This is a genomic window from Candidatus Omnitrophota bacterium, from assembly GCA_014728045.1.
Taxonomy (GTDB): domain Bacteria; phylum Omnitrophota; class Gorgyraeia; order Tantalellales; family Tantalellaceae; genus WJMH01.
Genome location: WJMH01000015.1, coordinates 239,270 through 255,940 on the forward strand (window position 1 = coordinate 239,270; position 16,671 = coordinate 255,940).

Below are 16,671 nucleotides of genomic sequence, written 5' to 3' on the forward strand. Positions count from 1 at the left end.
AGATCTCTGTCATTCCTCCGCGTTTTCGCCGGTTCTTTTCCGGAGCGCTTCCAGGAATGATCCGTTCACCGGGAAGCCAAGCGCAAGAGCCTTCTGGACGTTCTGGCGGCTCTTATCGTATTCGCCCTTGTAATAATGGGCTATCGCCCTGCTCTGGTAAGAGGGTGCGTAATCCGGGTCCAGTTCAAGGGACCTGGTGAAATCCTTTATGGCCAGGTCGTACTTCTTCCGTGAAATATACAGAACTCCCCTGTTGTAATAGGTCTTTATAAGACCCGGGTCGATCTGGAGGGCTTTAGTATAATCCTCTATCGCCCTGCCGGTAAGACCTTTCACGGCATAGACGTTCGCCCGGCTGTTATAAACATCCACATCCCCGGGAGCGAGCCGCTGGGCTCTGTCAAAATCCGCTATCGCCTTATCAAGCTGCCTTTTATGGTAAAAGACAACACCCCTGTTATAATAAGCCTTCGGGTTCTCCGGATCCAGCTCGGCCGCCCTGTCCAGGTCCTTGAGCGCGAGGTCATACTCGCCTTTCATTATGTAAGAAGCGCCTCTTTTTATGAGCGCGTCGGTATCGTCCGGATCTATCTCAAGCACCTTGTTCAGAAGGGAGATAGCCTTGTCATAATGCTTGAGGTCCTCCCCCTCCCGCGTGAAGGCCTTTTTACAGAGGCCCAGCAGCATGGAGAGACACATCAACCCTATCAATAGATACTTCATCCGGATAACCTTTCGCCCGCGGGAGAGACCACGTACACGTACCTAAGAGGTCCTCTTCCCGCGTTAATGACATCATGGGGTGTATCGGGAGGTATATAAACAACGCTTTCGGCTTTTGCCATGAGCGGCTCACTCCCCTCACAACAGACCCGGGCTTCACCCTCCATTATGACCAGCGCTTCTTCCCTTTCCTTCGTGCTGTGCCTGCCGACCGATCCGCCTTCTTCCAGCTTCACGTATCCGGATTTCATGCCTGAGGTTGCCGGGCGGCCTTCAAGGAGGCGCTGGCGCGATCCATCGTCTTTTATTCTGACCGCTTTAGGTCCAGTCATATGCTTACTTCCTGTTAATCAGGGATGCCATGTACCCGGCACCGAAGCCGTTATCTATATTAACGGTCGCCACCCCGGGCGCGCAGCTATTGAGTACGGTAAGTAGCGGCGCGAGGCCCCTGAAATTAGCCCCGTAGCCCACACTTGTCGGAACGGCGATCACCGGACGGCCGACCAGTCCCCCGACCAGGCTAGGCAGGGCGCCGTCCATCCCCGCGACCACTATCACGACATTGGCCCGGGCGAGCTTTTCGCGGTTCGCCAGCATCCTGTGCATGCCGGCGACACCTATATCATAAGAGCGGTCCACGCGGTTACCCAGTATCTCCGCGGTAACTGCCGCCTCCTCGGCAACGGGTATGTCAGAAGTCCCCGCCGAGGCCACCAGGATGGTCCTGCCGCTCTTTCGGCGTTTTCTTCCGGCAAAGACTATCGCAGCTTCGGGATAGTAGACTGCTTCCTTCCTCGTTTTTTTCACCGCCTGGTAAATATCATGGTCCGCCCTCGTAGCCATGATGGTCGAATCCTTCCTCTTACCGAATATCGCTGTTATCTGCTCGCAGCTCTTGCCGCTGCAGAAAACGACTTCCGGGAACCCTTTTCTCAGGTCCCGGTGGGTATCTATCTTAGCAAAACCCATATCATCGAAAGGGAAGGCCCTCAAGGCCTCCAATGCCCGATCCGTGCTGATCTTGCCGTCCTTTACTTCTTTGAGGATCTTCCTTATCTGGCGTTTTTCCATTAGAGTGCCTCGTCCATGCTTCCTGTGCGATAACCTTCCGGGTCTATCACGACCTTTTCGTAACCGAGTTTTTCAAGTTTCTCTATAATAATAAACTTTTCGGGGCTTTTCGTCAATTCGCATGCCTCGCCGGGAAGGACTTCAACCCTCGCTCCCCCAGCTGAGACGCGTACCCTTACCGCGGAGAACCCCATCGATCTTATCATCTCCTCGGCTTTCGCTACCCTCTTTAGTTCTCGGGTATCTATCTGCATCCCGTAAGGGAACCTTGTCAGAAGGCAGGACTGCGAAGGCGCCTGCCAGTTCCCAAGGCCCTTTTGGCGGAGTAACTCCCTTATCCGGTCTTTTCCGAGGCGGGCTTCGGCGAGGGGGCTCCTTACGCCCATTTCATTTCTCGCGCGGCTGCCCGGCCTGTGCATCTGTTCGTCATCAGCATTAGTGCCTTCAACAATGAACCTTGAACCCTTTTCCCCGGCTATTTCGGCAAGCTGCGCGAAAAGGCTCCTCTTACAGTAATAACATCTTTCCGGCAGGTTATGCGCCACGTTCTCATCAGAAAGTTCGGTCGAATCAATAAAGATGTGTTCGACACCAATTCCCGCGGCTATTTCCCTTGCCCGGGGCGCTTCTTCCGGGGATTTTGCCGGAGATACCGCTGTAACCGCTATCACCTCTCTCCCCAGGGCGTCCGTTGCGGCCTTGAGTAGCAGCGTACTGTCAATGCCTCCGGAAAACGCTACCAGAACGCTCTTCATGCTCCGCAATATCTCTTTGAGAGACGAGTATTTTGAGGGATTTCTGCTGCACATGGATATCACAGATCAGAACTCGCGGCCTTTCCCGGAATCCTTGACCGCCACCAGCTCTATCGGATAAGGCTCGAAAAACGTCTGTTGCATAAGGTATTCTTCCCTGAACCTGACAATAAAGGACCTCAGCAGACTGACCGGAACGCTGAGGGGTACCTGTTCCCGTCGGTATTCTTCAAGTGAATTAAGGAAGAACCTTTTTTCGTCCTCGGTGAGCTCCTTTGAAAAGTACCCCAGCCCGTGCATCATCACGTTGATGTTCTGGGTGTATTTCGGGGGTTCGCCAAGAGCCCTGCCGAGGTGTTCCCTGTATTGGGAGAAAACCTCCGCGGCGGGCTTTTTTTCATGGTTAGCCACGACCCTGCCCATCAGAGCCAGCTCCTCCTGGTCGTATGCCATCAGGAGGAATTTGTTCCGCGCGTGGAAATCCACCAGGTCCTTCATCTGGCGCCGGTCCTCTATGCCGCGGAAGGAAGCGAGGGTAAAGATCTTGGTGAGGAAATTCTCCCTGAGATTGTAATTGGTTAGACGTCCCTCGGTCTCAACGGCCAGAGCGGGATATCTATCGATAACCTCCCTGGCGAAGAAACCGCTGGTCTTCTTTATGACGTTATTGGCTTTGAGACCGGGATATACCTTGACATCCTTCAGTCCGCAGGAAGGAGACCTATCCTTAAGGATGAACCCGTCCATCCCCTCAAGAGAGCGGACGTATTCGCGCGCGTAGTCCCGCATAAGGTCCGTCACGTCCCTCCCGGTATTAAGCTGCGCCAGACGGAAAGAACCATCGGTAAAAATTATCCTGATCGGGTCCCGGGGCACGCCCAGGCCTATATCCGCCTCGGGGCAGGTGGTTATGTACTCAACATGGGGCTTGAGCTTCTCAACGAATTTATCGGGTATGATCGCCCCGTTCCACCTGCACGCTTCGAAACCCAGGCATCTGCTGGCAAAAACCCTCGGTTTGGGGAACTTCTTATTCATATTTGCTTCGCAGCTGCCTCAAATAGAGCAGGTGCTTTTTTTCCTCGTCGATCAGTGTCTGTATCGTGCTCTTGTTACCGTTCTCCACGTTCTTCATAAGCTCGCTGAAAAAAAGGATCGCGTCCTTCTCGAATTCCATGCCCCGTTCTATAGCCTCTCGGGGAGAGGATATCTCCTTAGTGTAAGCATCCGGGGTAAGCTCCTTGTACAGCTTATCGTCAACAAGGGCTTCCATGTATCCGGCCAGTTCCCCTGAATACCTTTCCGGGATCTCCTTCTGCTTGAGGTCTGACCTTATCCGGGTGAACTTGTCTATATGTTCCTGCTCCCAGTCGCGCAGATTACCGAAAAGCTCCTTGAGCTCTTCATCATCGAACTGCTCGGCCGTGAGCGCGTAAAAATCCCTTCTTTTTTTCTCTTTCTCGATTCCCATGTCTACGACTTCGGCTACATTAAAGATATTCGACATCTCATCCTCCTTGATTGGATCGTTTCCGGCAACAAGCGTTATTATACCAGTTATCTTCCCCGATTAAAAACAAAATGCGTCCTGAGGAGCACGCCCGTGAGGCTGCCGTAAATTCAGGAAAGGTCGCCGAACCATCCGTCATAGAACCTTTTCATATGGTCGTAGATCTCCTTGTCCATATCGACCCCCTGGACCTCTTCTACGGCGAAGGAGAACCGGTAATTCGCGCAGTATGTCATTATGGTCTCGTAGGCGGAGCTGATCTTTTTGAAGGTCTCCTCGCATTCGGCTTTTTCCTCTTCTTCGCATTTATCCGGATGATATTTCAGGGACAGCTTCCTGTAAACGTCCTTTATCTCGTACAGAGTTGCGCTCTCGCCGAGCCCCAGGATTTTCCTGGCATCATTTATCTTTTTGAAATCCGTCATTCTGCGATCTCCTTTTTTGCTCAAAGCAACGAACCCTCACCCAAGGTCCTGGTCTATCGACCCGTCGGGCAACATGTTATCCGGGTGGGGTGCTCCTTTCTCTTCGAGGTCCTTCCTTACGCACCCGGAATTATCCCCTAAACAGTATTCCTTTATCCATTTTTCATCCAGCATCCCTTTTTGCCAGAAATACTTCATCGGGCATACATCGAACCATTTGCACGCGTTTGTTTCTGCCATGAGTCACTTCTTTCTGGCGACCACGACCCAGTGGCAATCGGCTTGCCAGCTCTCCACCGCGTAGCCTTTCGCTGCGAGCCACCTGAGAGCGTCCTCTTCGCCTAAAGACTTATTCTCATGCTCCCTGCCTTCGGCGTGGTGCGCCCTTTCGACTATATCCATGCCCTTTTCGTTGAAATCCGCCAGGACCAGCTTGCCCCCTTTCTCGAGCACCCTGTCTATCTCCGAGAAGACCTTTTCGATTTCCTCCATGTGATGCAGTGCGTCTACCATGAACACGCAGTTGAAGCTGGCATCCTCGAAATCCAGCCTGCCGGCGTCCATGATGAATAGGCGCACCCGATCCAGCAGGCCCTCTCCTGCCAGATTCAGCGCCGTAAGCCTGAGCATCTCTTCGTCCCTGTCCAGCGTCGTGAGATCATATCCCGCTCTTGCCAGGGCAAGTGCCATTATTCCCTTGCCGGAAGCGATATCCAGTATGTTCCCGTCGGGATCTCCGGCTTTTTCTAGGATGAAGCGGCGGCTTTTCTGGAAATCCAGCCCCCGGTCCATGTAAAAACTGTTCCTTTCTTCGAAGAGGATGCGGTTTTTAAGTATATCCTCCTTCGTTAAATCCGGTTTGTATTCCATGACTTCACGCCTTTCCGCCCGGATCGGGAAAGATCCGGATCAGGGCCTCATAAAAAAAGGGCCCTGCACACGCACAACCTACAGGGCCCCCGGGAACGATCCTTCCAATAGGATCACTTATTCGCAAGAGTTCCCATTGTCTGCTTGAACCATTTATTGTCATCTCCTGATCCCCAGTAAAAGGTGGTATGGGGAAAAGGTATCTCTATATCAAGCTCGTCGAACCTGTTCTTAAGGCGCCTTTTGAACTCCCTTGAGACTTCCCATTGTTTGATCGGCCTTGTCTTTATCCTAAACTTGATTATGACCGCCGAATCGGCGAACTCATCGACACCGAACATCTCCAGATCATCAAGTATGAGCCTCCCGAAATACTCATCCTCCCTCATCTGCGCGCCTACCTGTTTTATGACCTCCATCACGCGGTCCACGTTCTCCTTGTAGGCGACACCTATATCGAATAGCGCCTGCGCGTAACCCTTGGTGAAATTAACCACGGTCTTGATCTCACCGTTGGGTATTATGATGACCCGTCCGGCAAGGTCCCTTAAGGTCGTTATCCTGAGGTTAATATCCTCCACCAGACCGCCGTAATTTTCGATCTTGACGACATCATTTATACGGAACTGGCCTTCCACGAGGATGAATATGCCGTTAATGAGGTCCCTGATCAGGTACTGCCCGCCGAAACCGAAAGCGATGCCGACTATACCGGCGCCGGCGATAAGCGGGCCAACGTTGACCCCGTAGATAGAGAGCAGCTGGTAGGATACCGAAAGAACAATAAGGATCCCCCCCAACCAGTTGAAAAGCCTTCCGAGGGTCTTGACCCTCAGCTCTATCTCGCTCTCTCTTATGGCGCCTTCTTTTTTAACGACCTTCTCCAGGGTCCTTATTCCCATCCTTAGAAGGATGAAAAGGACTAGACCCACGAGGATAACGGTCCCCGAACGGATCAGTTTGCTTAAAAGAGGGCTCAGCCCCGCCTTCTGAGTTCGAAGCTCCTCAAGTTCCGCCCGGACCTGTTCTATCTCCAACTGCTCCTTGGCAAGCCTTTTCTCGGCGAGCGCCTCTTTCTCTTCGGCGAGACTGAGGCGTTTTTTCTGGGCCGCTGCCTCAGCCTGGAGCTTTTTTATCGCTTCCTCGAGCTTTTCCGCCTCTTTGATCCGGTCACGGTCCTTGGTCGTCTCGGCTTCCTTTTTCAGGACCTCCAGCTCTTTCTGGGCGACCTTCGCCTCTTCCTCTTTCAGCTTGATCTCTTTTGCCAGGGTCTCCTGCTCGCTTTCGGCCTCTTCTACGGCCTTCTGGGCTTCCTGGACATCCTGGGCCTCCTCCTTGATCTTCTCTTCGGTCTTTTTCTCTTCTTCCTCCAGCTTTTTCAGCTCTTCCCGTTTTTTGGCAGCGGCCTGTTCGGCGGCTTTTTTGGAGGTCTCTGTAGTATAGTCTTTCCCGGAAAAATCATTGTCGGCCGAATAGCCCCGGGGAACGAACAAAATGACCGAAAGAAGTAAACATATTAACGTTATTTTCGAGTATGCGGTTCTCCTTGTCATAAATACCACCTTTGGTTTCGGTATCATGTAACTCTATTATTAAAGATTTTATTATATTACCCGGTCAAACAAAAATCAAATGCTCCGGAGGCGTCATCCCCGCCTTTGAGAAAACCGCTACCGCACGCTTATCCTGCTGAGCTCGTCGGCCATGTGATTACTGATATTGAAGGTACCCACTTTCGGAAGCCCCGGGAACATGTTAACGTCTATCACAAAGGCCTCGGATTTATCCCTGTTGAGCATTATATCCACCCCGACGAATTTGAGCTGCAGAGCATCCATGGCAGAGATGACCTGTTCTTTTATCTTACCGACCGTCTTATCTGAAAGCGTAGACCTGAGTCTCGGCGAGCCCTTGGCCCCCTGGGATATATTGGTCGTAACAGAGCCGGCTTTTCCTTTTCTCGGGTATATATACAGTACCTTGTCAAAGAAAGCGTAGACCCGGAAATCCACGATGCGGCCTTTTATTTTAAGCGGGTCTATGGCTTCTTCGACCACAACGTCCTTCTTGAGCAGTTGCTTGAGAAAGCCCCTGTTGCGGGTAACATCCCTGAAGACCCACCCGTAATCTGACCTCAGGCTCTTTATCCGGTCTTCGCTCACCTCGAAATTCGTCTGCCAGTTGCCCTTTTCCAGATAGGTTATTCCCTTGCCCATAGAACCGCACCGGGGTTTAATGAAGAACTTCTCCCCCTTATCCAGACGGCGTTCTATTGAACCCGCGTCCCGGGGCTCCACCTCCCTGGGCACGTTCACGCCTTTTCTGGAAAGCTCTTTTTTCATGGTGTGTTTATCCCTGTAGTAGGAGACCTTCTCCGGATCGTTCACGAAGACCACCTCGCGCGCAGATATCACCTTTTCGAGCCTTTTCCGGACGGCCTTTCCGTATTTCCTGAATTTGTTGTAGAAAGTAAGGTTCCCGTAAATCCCTCTGTACCTCTGGTGCTCTATATTCTCCTCCCAGTACTTGAAGGGGAAGAAGATGAACACTATGACCTTATCGTTCTTGATCTGTGGGGCCTGATCACCGAAAAGCCTGTCGAAATCGATGCTCCTGTAAACGAACCCTCTTTGCCTTATCATGTCCCTTTGAGAGTGGAACTTGCGATAGGAATCAAAATCCTTTTTCTCGCCTATACTGAGTATGGTCACTTTTTTATTGATCATGCGAAATACCGTTCCAGGTATTTATACCCTTCGGTAAGCTCACCTCCCTGTACTACGACGGCCGCCCTGACTTCGGCCGGTATTGCGACGTGCTCGGTAACGTTATGCGCGCCGTGTTCGGCGACCTGATAGACATATTCACGTATCAACTTGCTGAAGTTCTCGGTCGAATCGCCCGGTAGTTCCGACGGGAGATTATCTATCGCGAGGATACTTATCCCCGGGGCATTGTACCCGCGCTTGTAACTGTCCCGTGTGGGGTCATAGGTGTATACCGGCGACTTCTGGTCCGTGGTCTTGTAGGTTGCCTCTATCGACCCGCCTATATCGCAGGATATGTCGGATATGAACTCCATCCTGAACTTCTTTTTGCCGTAAAGGTCCTTGAGCATCTGCTTGGGCACCATCCTGGGATAATGCTCATCCCAGTATGCGGCGTTGACCAGCATGTTGAGCCTGGGCATATAGTTGCCCATGTTCGACTCGAACCTTTCCGGGTGCTCCAGGTATTCCTCGAAATAGAATTTTTTCCCAGTCTTCTCCCGTATCTTCTCTTCCCTGTAGAACACTATCATGTATATCTTGTTATTGTTGTGCCTGCGGGCCTTGACGAACCTGACCATATCGCGAGGATGGACCTCTATCGCGCCCAGAAGTCCCAGCACCTCCTGGACGCCCGCGCTTACGTTGCCCCTGCCTATGATACCAACAATGAAAGGTTTTGTCGGCTTCGGGAACCCCTCCCTGGAGATCCTGTCCCTGACCTTCTCCAGGGCCTTGTAGAGCTCGTCCACGTTCTTGTACTTCCAACTCTGCTTGAGGGAAAGAAAAGGCGTCTTAACTCCCTTACCCTTGAGTTTTTTAGCGTAATAGTGCAGGCTGTCCACCATACCGCAGATACCCGCGTGTTTGCCGAAATATACGAGCCGCTTGCCACGCTTATCCTTGATCTTCTCGTAATCTATGAGGGTAACGTTACGCCTCATGAACTCCTTTAAAAGGCTTATATTGTTCTTCTGGCCCTTAACGGTATGTGAGAATATCATATAGGTCTTGCCGCCTATGATATCCGTAGGTTCCGGGGACTTGACCCCCACAAGGAGCGAGGCGTTGCTGAAATCCCTGACTATTTCGGCCCCGGCCTTCCTGTATTCCCGGTCCTTGAACACCCTCCTGGAGCTCGATTCCACTTCGACCTGTATACCCCTCTCGATCAGCCATTTGACGTCCTGCGGGCTGAGGGGCGCCCGTTTCTCGCCGGGATTCTTCTCCTTCAATATGCCAACTACAAGCGGTTCTCTGCCTCTTGCCACTTCGCTCTCCTTCTATTTGTAATGTGTCAGATCCAATCCGCCGCGGCCCTGCCGGGTTCCACCGGTCAAGGGACCATCGTACAGAAAGGGTCCCGGTCTTTCGATACATCCATTCCAAAGCTGTAAGTGCTCGCCATGCATCCCCTGCACAGGAGCGCCAGGCGGCAGTCGGAACATGCTTCCGGGCCCCTGCGGTATTTTTCCGCGGAAGAGGAACGGTAAACCTCGTCCATCCCGGCCTGCAGCACGTTACCTACGGGCGAGGGGAATTTCCTGCAGGCGTGGGCCTCCCCGTCGGGAAGGACGGTAATAAAGTTGAAAGCCGCTCCGCAGCCGTAACCGGTACAGCCGTCGAACTGCCCGGAGGTTCCTTCATCGAGCACTATGTTTATGAGGTTATCCTTGAATCCCATTATGGGGTTCTCCTCGGAAGCTCTCACGTAATCCCTGAGAAAGCTCATGTATTCCTCGCGCCCGGGCAGCTTTATCCGGGCTCCTTCACCCACCTGCGAAAGCCTGTTGAAAGTAAAATAATCCGTCTTATCCCTGAGTTCTTCCGCCAGCTGGAGCACCTGATTTATGTTATCAGCCGTCAGGGTGAGCATGACCGCGCTGGATATCCCGGTCCGCCCCAGAAGATCAAGGAACTGTAGCGTCCTTAAGAAATGGCCGTCTCCGCGCATATAATCGTTATGTTCTTCAAGGCCTTCAAGGCTTACCTGGAAGTATTCCGGCACTTGAACGCTGTTAAGCTTTACAAGTTCATCCTCGCCCACAGGATTACCGAGTATAGAGGTCGAAAACCCCCTTTCGGCGGCTTCGGCGTACACCCGGTGAAAATGCGGGTACATGAAGGGGTTACCCCCCGTAAAGCATACATGCCCCGAAACGCGGTTCTTTCCGCAGAACCGATCCATATCTGCAAGTATCCTTTTCGCGTCCTCAAGGCTTAAAGGCGACCTGTCGGTCCGGTCATAACAGTGCCTGCACCTCAGATCGCAGACGTTGGTCAGGTGCCACTGAAGCGTGAAAGTATCGGCTTTCTGCAGGCTCTGTTTATCATTACCAGAAGCTATCCTCCGGCATAACAGACTCTCCGGCCGGAGCAATATGCCTTTTTCGGCGGAGTCCAGCAGGAGGGACCTGATCCTGCCCGGGTACATCCCCGCCTCTCTGGCCGCTTCTTTGAGATCGATACCTTCAGCAACTATCTTCACCGAGAGCAGTTCCCCCTTATCGGCCTTCTTGACCGTGGTCGTGCCTTCCAGGGGATCTTTCCACAGAAGGATCCATTCTTCGCCTTTTTCAGGTTCACCGGTAACTTCTCCCGTTTCCGCAGAGACGCATTCGGTCAATTTCCAGGATGACCTCACTATTTCGGCGGTGGGGTTTATACGATAATCCTCAACCCGTTCGGGAAAGGCAACATCCGAACGGCTCACCCTGTAATAAGCTTCTTCCAGCTCCGCGAGCTGGGGAATGTATCGCTTGAACTTACCCGAAGAGGCAAGCTCCGCGAGATTGCCAGAGAGATCACCTTCCCCGTCCGGATCGGACACTAGATCAACTAATACCTCGTCCCCGAGAAAAGAAGCGCATACCGGATATTTTTCTTTTATATGTTCTTTGTTCATTACCATTACTGAAAAAAGCTTAAAAACAGCGAACGGATAGAAAGCTCAGTGACCTTCTCTCTACCCGTTCGCCGGTACCTATCCTGCTGAACTTACCTGCCGCAGGAACCCTTGCCGCAGGAAGTTGCGCCTTTTTCCTTTTTTGAACCTTTTCCGCAGGAGCTTTTGGCCTTTTTCGCCGCATCGGGGCCTTTACACCCGTCATAAAGCGCCTGGAAAAAGCCTTTTTCGCCACCCTTGCCGCATGAACCCTTACCACAGGATGTCTTGCCGGATGAAGCATGCGAATTGACGCTCATCCCGGCCACCAGTCCGGCGATACCGATACCGGCCATTATCCTTGAAATTTTACTGTTCTTCATCCAACCCTCCCTTTACCCGTGAACGTTCAAAGAGACCGCAGGAGGCCCTTCCAGATAATCATTTTACCATAGACCCGTAAAATATATAGCAAAATCTGGTATCCTGACAAAAGACGAGAACAAAATGGCAAAAACAGGAAAGAGCTCTCTTATGAGGCGTCTTCACTGAAAGGCTTCTGGTATTTTCCCGTATCCTTTATGATCCTGTAAAGCGTAAGGGGATAACCGGTTACGGGTCTCAGCATGAAAAAATCCCTCTGCTCTCTGTTAAGCAGTTTCCTGACGAAGCCGTGAAGCCTGAGCTGCCCGTACCAGGGAACTCCCGGGTACAGGTGATGGGTCCAGTGGCAGGGCTGGCCCCAGGGCCCGCCGCCTATAAGCATTCCCCAAAAACCCCTTCCCAGGTCACGTCCTCCGTTTATCCTGTCCAGGGGCTGGGTGTTATGTTCGGTGTACTGCCTTAACCGGTCCAGCCAGAATGTCACGTTCGGCGTGATAAGTACCATAGAGATCACTATTACAAGCCAGGAATAACGGTATGACATGAAATAAGCGTACGTTCCATGGTATAAAAGGAATATTGCCAGGGATAATAGCCGCGAAGGCGAATACCCCATCCCCGCATGCACCCTGAAATCCGCGAAATTCAGCAAAGAAGCGTATGGTATGAACGTCTTGTACAGTCTCCGGGGGTAAATGAACCCGAGGAACTCACCGTCCTGGGGCGTCTGGAAATGCGCGTGATGCTCAAGGTGTTTCTTCGCGTAATGGTCCACTTCCGCCGAAGCTATCCTCCCCAGATTGTTCGCTACAGACCCCAAAAACCTGAGAGCGGGGTTCTTTTTGCGAAAGATCAGTTTATGCGCGGTCCCTTCATGCATCGTGTACACGATAAGCGAATACATGAGGTAGCTGTGCAAAAGACCTATGACCAGTCCCGATGCGACCGGTGAAGCGAAATGCCCTCCCAGGCGGATAAGCACCCACCAGTCCGCCAGAAAGATAAAAACAAGCACGGCGATGTTTATAAGGTGGTGTACGTACGGATGATCCAGCGGAAACTTGACCAGGCCCCCGGCCTTTTCCGATATTTTCCGGTACTGTTCATCGGTAATACGGGGATAGGGCCTGTCCTCCCAGTATTCCTCCGCGCTTTTGTATTCTTCCGGATGGAATTTCATCCTGTTCCTCTGCCTTTTACGGACGATCCGGGCGGCCCCAAAGCCCTTATTCTCCGAGTTCTTTCTTCGCCCAGGTCACCCATTCCCCTGTCCTGTATTTATCTATCAGGCGGTTGAAGGTGGTTTCGGCTTTCTGGGTTTTACCCAGATTCTGGTAACTTTTTCCCAGAAAATACATCGAAACCTGCGTTAAAGCGTTTTCCGGGGCTTCATTTATGATCCTGTCGAAATATTCGATGGCCTCATCATAATCGCCCCTCTGGTATTCCCTCTGCCCGCGTTCGTAGAGCTCTATGGAGTCATCTACGGTCAGCGAAAAGACAGTACCGCTGAGAAGCAGAAGACTTAAGAAAAAAACTGCCGCCAGGATCAATGTGCTTTTTTTCCCTGCCATTTTCTCTCCCTTCTTTTCTGTTTTGCGGTAAGTTGCCCGTAAAAAAAGCCGAAGGAATCGCGAACTCCGGCTCTTGGATAAAGAACCAAAATCCACTCCAGCTCATATATATATGCATATATCAGCTTCAGTGTTTTTTGGTCAAGAAATACGATATCTTTGATAAGGACCGGCATGATGCCTGCCGATCACACAATAACCATGTTAACAAATTTGAGCATTATGTCAAAGGTTAATGTGAGGCTTCGCCAATTACGAGTATAAATTCAGCGGTTAAAAGGACTTGGCGCATCAGACCTCTCTAAGATAGCCCCAGGTATGCAGCCTGTCACTGTCTTCGAACCACCTGTCGCCTATATCCGTCCTGTAATACATGTTGGGGATCATGATGTTCTTCATCCTGTTATAGGCCTGGTTCTGGGCCTGTTTCATGGTATGGCCCGTACCCACCACCACAAGAACGACCCCCGAGGTGCCGGCTACGAGCCACTGGCCGTTTATATTCTTGATGTCCTCTATATGCACCCCTTCGTAATTATGCTTCTTGAAGAGTATCGCGGCGTTGTTCGAGTACCTTTCGAAAGTGTCCTGGTCATCGAAGGGATAAGGCGGAACGACTATCCTCACCCCCACCTGAAAGCCTTTTTTGGCCTTGAAAGTTCTGAGTTCCCCTGCCGCCAACCCGTGAAGAAAATCCGCCACAGGCATCTGTATCCCTTCCTGCTGTATGAATATGGTAGGATACCCGAACCGGGCGGTGAATTCAAGAGGGTAAATACCGCTGGCATTGACTATACAGTTAATATCTATGTACCCTACGTATCCCTCTTCCCTGAGCTTGGACCCGAGCTTGAGCAGGGTGGAGTTGAAGATCTTGTTGGCGCCGCTCCAGTACATGGAGGTTCCCATCTCCCCGGTCGACGGCCCGATATGCCCCGGGAAAAGCTTTTTATGCTCGAAATTTATGTTGATCGGGTACACGAAATCAGTGCCGTTAAAAAAAGCCCCCACGGCTATTTCAACACCCGTGACCTTTCTCTGAAGCTGAAAGACCTTTATGTCCTCGGTGGATACCTTACGATACGCCTCGAGCACCTGGATAACGTCCTTGCCGTCGTCGTCCTGCCCTACAAAAAGCATTCTTTTGATGTTCTGCGCCTCGCCGCTGGGCTTTATAACGTATTTGGATGGGGTCTCCCTCACAAAATGTATCGCATCACTAAAAGAAGTGAAATCACGGTAAGGGAGTATGTTTATGCCATGCTTTTTAAGCTCTTCCTGGCCGAAAGCGCGGTCGTCTTCAAGCCTGTCTGTGTATTCGGTACCCCCGATAACGGGTTTTCCCTGTCTTCTTAAATCCTGGGCTCTCTTTCCCTGTCCCAGCACGTCATCAAAAACGACCACATCCGCCCAGTCCACCTCCTGCTCCCAGTTCTCGGTCTTGGGCACGAACCCGTCGGCGATATCCTGGTTATCCTCATTGGCTATATAATACTTGGCCTCATGACCTTCTTTCTGCACCTGCCAGGCGACATCCCCAATCAGGCCGTCAAGGGAAACGAACAGGAACTTTTTCTTGTCCATCTTACCCGCTCCTTTTTCGTGGGCCGCACGCCCACAGAATGAAAAAAAGCCGGCCTCCGGCTTTATGCCAAGGGACAGCTCATTCTAACAAAAACCTTATCCTGTCGGTGCGGTTTCTCCGGGCCACATACCCTTTTCTCTTCCGGTTAACTTACCCCTTAAGAAGCATCGTCGACATAAGAGCAAGATAATCGCAGATATGGCGAGTCACCAGAAAATTCCTCCTAGCGTAATCTATGCCGTTCTCGCCTATCTTCGCCGCCAGTTGTGGATTGTTCAATAGATACCTCATCCGGTAAGCGCACCCTTCGACGGAATTGACCGTATATCCGGTCCTTCCGTAAACTATCTGGACGGTTATCCCGCCGACCGCGCCTCCTATAACGGGCTTTCCTTTCCACATGGCCTCGGCAACGGTAAGCCCGAACCCCTCCTTGGTGGATTTCTGAAGAATTATGGCCGCCGAACGCTGGAGCGCGTTAATGGTTATATTGGCATCCGGGGGAAGGTCCAGTAAATATATATCCTCGTCATGCGAGGCGATCTCCCTGATATCGTGAAGGACCTGGGCCCCTTCGGGGTCGTCTGTAGCCCCGCCACCGGCCAGGACAAGTATGCAATCGTTGTATTTTTTCACCATCTTATAGGCTTCTATCACCCCGAGCGGGTCCTTGAACTTGTCAAAGCGCGACACCTGCAGTATCATAGGTCTGTCCCGGGGGATACCATATTTTTCAAGTTCTGCGTCTATAACGCTCCCTTCCAGTTCCTTGTTCTTGTCGCTTAAGGGGTCTATCGAAGGGTATATCAGAAACTGCGGGATGGGAAGCTTCTGGGCGAAGCCCGGAAGCGAGAATATCGCCCCGTCATACTTGGAAACGTAACCCTTCAGAAAATTCCAGACCAGTCTCTGGGGCCTTGATATATCAATATGGCATCTCCAGACCCACTTTTTCCCGTCGGGCTTGTGATCGATGAAAGCCGCCGGCTGAGGGTCGTGTATCACCACGAAATCCGCATCCAGTGAAAGGTTCGAGGCGTTCTTAGTATTCATGATCTTGAATTCCTCGAACATCTCCGGGGTTATCACCTGCCTGTCCCCCTGCAGGGCGTTATGGAAGCTCTTGGTGGTTTTATAGAATAATTCGCTTCCTTCCAGTACGTCCCACCTGGTCTTGATCCCCAGGTCTTTGAATATCGGGACCAGCCGGTGAAGCATCTCGGCCACGCCTCCTCCGAAACGGGTTGAATTGACGTGAAGCATGGACCTTCCCTTGAGGTTCTTTGCCAGGTTGAAGATAAAATCAACCGTCCCGGGAGGAGCAACGTTACGGTAGGATTCTATTGTGATCTTTCCGTCGGTCATTTTTTCAGCTCACTTTCACACAGTTCTATTATCTCAGCGCGCAGGTCTTCCAGACTGTACATGTAGGAATCTATCCTTTCGATCCTCTCGGCGAGTTGTCCCAGACCGAGGACATCGTCCAGCCATATGGAAAAATCGCTCTTGCCCCTTTTAAGGCGGAGTCTCGCCTCGAAAGTATGGTTATATATGGCGCTCGCGTGAACGTTCTCCATGCCCTCTATGAATCCGGCCAGGTCCTCAGCGAAAACCCCGAGGGGTATTTCCATTATCCGTGACTTCATGAAATAGAAAGGCTCACCGTAAACCACCGAGGGAACCGTTTTGATGCTCGAGATATGATCGTCGATGATATCAAGAAGCTCGGTCCTTATCTCTTCAAGCGTGCTCATCCCCGAGGGCGTGACCACACTCAGCTTCTCTCCCAGTATCCTGTCCCTTACCTGAAGCGCCGCCCAGTTGGCGAAATCGTTAGGGTACTGACCCGCAAGATAGAAATGTCTCAGAAAATAACTGTGCGTGTGGTAGTAGATAGAATCAATGGGCGCTTCTTCTATGAGTTCCATTAACTGCAGTTCGTTAACGGCCTTCTCAGCAAGAAGCTCCTTTATCTCTATACAACCGGTGAACTCGAAAGTCTTCATTCATCCTCCATGAAAATCAACTTTAACCCAAAGGATATTATAACGGTATTTCGAAAAAAGCAAAACAAATGTTGATAAAAATATCATATTTCACAGTCTGATTTACTGGGAAC

Annotated in this window: 19 protein-coding genes; all 19 read right to left on the minus strand. The window is 51.5% G+C overall.

Annotated elements, in window-relative coordinates; genetic code table 11:
- Nucleotides 1–9: 9 nt before the first annotated feature.
- On the minus strand, nt 10–723 hold the full coding sequence (locus tag GF409_06265; protein ID MBD3426818.1) for a tetratricopeptide repeat protein: 714 nt from the start codon (nt 721–723) through the stop codon (nt 10–12).
- Nucleotides 720–1,055 (minus strand): cupin domain-containing protein, encoded by a 336-nt coding sequence (locus GF409_06270; protein MBD3426819.1) that lies wholly within the window; start codon nt 1,053–1,055, stop codon nt 720–722. Before GF409_06270 ends, GF409_06265 begins: the two co-directional genes overlap by 4 nt.
- Nucleotides 1,056–1,059: 4 nt before the next feature.
- Complete coding sequence (gene larB / locus GF409_06275; protein ID MBD3426820.1) at nt 1,060–1,797, minus strand: nickel pincer cofactor biosynthesis protein LarB; 738 nt, start codon at nt 1,795–1,797, stop codon at nt 1,060–1,062.
- Entirely contained in the window at nt 1,797–2,606 is an 810-nt protein-coding gene (gene larE / locus GF409_06280; protein ID MBD3426821.1) for an ATP-dependent sacrificial sulfur transferase LarE, read from the minus strand. Before larE ends, larB begins: the two co-directional genes overlap by 1 nt.
- Nucleotides 2,607–2,618: 12 nt before the next feature.
- Entirely contained in the window at nt 2,619–3,590 is a 972-nt protein-coding gene (locus GF409_06285) for a DUF1722 domain-containing protein (GenBank protein ID MBD3426822.1), read from the minus strand.
- Nucleotides 3,583–4,059: a hypothetical protein gene (locus tag GF409_06290; GenBank protein ID MBD3426823.1), complete on the minus strand. Its 477-nt coding sequence runs from the start codon at nt 4,057–4,059 to the stop codon at nt 3,583–3,585. Before GF409_06290 ends, GF409_06285 begins: the two co-directional genes overlap by 8 nt.
- A 113-nt stretch (nt 4,060–4,172) precedes the next feature.
- Nucleotides 4,173–4,487, minus strand: coding sequence for a DnaJ domain-containing protein (locus tag GF409_06295; GenBank protein ID MBD3426824.1), 315 nt, complete (start codon nt 4,485–4,487; stop codon nt 4,173–4,175).
- A gap of 36 nt (nt 4,488–4,523) precedes the next feature.
- Entirely contained in the window at nt 4,524–4,727 is a 204-nt protein-coding gene (locus GF409_06300; GenBank protein ID MBD3426825.1) for a uracil-DNA glycosylase, read from the minus strand.
- Nucleotides 4,728–4,730: 3 nt separating this feature from the next.
- The gene (locus GF409_06305) at nt 4,731–5,357 is read right to left on the minus strand and encodes a methyltransferase domain-containing protein (protein ID MBD3426826.1); all 627 of its coding nucleotides are present in this window, start codon (nt 5,355–5,357) and stop codon (nt 4,731–4,733) included.
- A gap of 113 nt (nt 5,358–5,470) precedes the next feature.
- Nucleotides 5,471–6,937, minus strand: a complete 1,467-nt coding sequence (locus GF409_06310; protein ID MBD3426827.1) for a mechanosensitive ion channel — start codon at nt 6,935–6,937, stop codon at nt 5,471–5,473.
- 90 nt (nt 6,938–7,027) lie between these two features.
- Nucleotides 7,028–8,083 (minus strand): hypothetical protein, encoded by a 1,056-nt coding sequence (locus GF409_06315; GenBank protein ID MBD3426828.1) that lies wholly within the window; start codon nt 8,081–8,083, stop codon nt 7,028–7,030.
- The gene (locus tag GF409_06320; GenBank protein MBD3426829.1) at nt 8,080–9,396 is read right to left on the minus strand and encodes a hypothetical protein; all 1,317 of its coding nucleotides are present in this window, start codon (nt 9,394–9,396) and stop codon (nt 8,080–8,082) included. The genes GF409_06315 and GF409_06320 overlap by 4 nt, the downstream gene beginning before the upstream one ends.
- A 65-nt stretch (nt 9,397–9,461) precedes the next feature.
- Nucleotides 9,462–11,036, minus strand: coding sequence for a selenobiotic family peptide radical SAM maturase (sbtM, locus tag GF409_06325; GenBank protein MBD3426830.1), 1,575 nt, complete (start codon nt 11,034–11,036; stop codon nt 9,462–9,464).
- 86 nt (nt 11,037–11,122) lie between these two features.
- A complete protein-coding gene (locus GF409_06330; protein MBD3426831.1) occupies nt 11,123–11,392 on the minus strand; it encodes a hypothetical protein in 270 nt (89 codons plus the stop codon).
- Between the two features lie 149 nt (nt 11,393–11,541).
- Nucleotides 11,542–12,573 (minus strand): hypothetical protein, encoded by a 1,032-nt coding sequence (locus GF409_06335; GenBank protein ID MBD3426832.1) that lies wholly within the window; start codon nt 12,571–12,573, stop codon nt 11,542–11,544.
- Between the two features lie 46 nt (nt 12,574–12,619).
- A complete protein-coding gene (locus GF409_06340; GenBank protein MBD3426833.1) occupies nt 12,620–12,967 on the minus strand; it encodes a tetratricopeptide repeat protein in 348 nt (115 codons plus the stop codon).
- A 291-nt stretch (nt 12,968–13,258) separates the two neighbouring features.
- Nucleotides 13,259–14,551, minus strand: coding sequence for a phosphoribosylamine--glycine ligase (locus GF409_06345; GenBank protein MBD3426834.1), 1,293 nt, complete (start codon nt 14,549–14,551; stop codon nt 13,259–13,261).
- A gap of 151 nt (nt 14,552–14,702) precedes the next feature.
- Nucleotides 14,703–15,917: a glycosyltransferase gene (locus GF409_06350; GenBank protein ID MBD3426835.1), complete on the minus strand. Its 1,215-nt coding sequence runs from the start codon at nt 15,915–15,917 to the stop codon at nt 14,703–14,705.
- Nucleotides 15,914–16,558, minus strand: a complete 645-nt coding sequence (locus GF409_06355; GenBank protein MBD3426836.1) for a hypothetical protein — start codon at nt 16,556–16,558, stop codon at nt 15,914–15,916. Before GF409_06355 ends, GF409_06350 begins: the two co-directional genes overlap by 4 nt.
- Between the last annotated feature and the right edge of the window lie 113 nt (nt 16,559–16,671).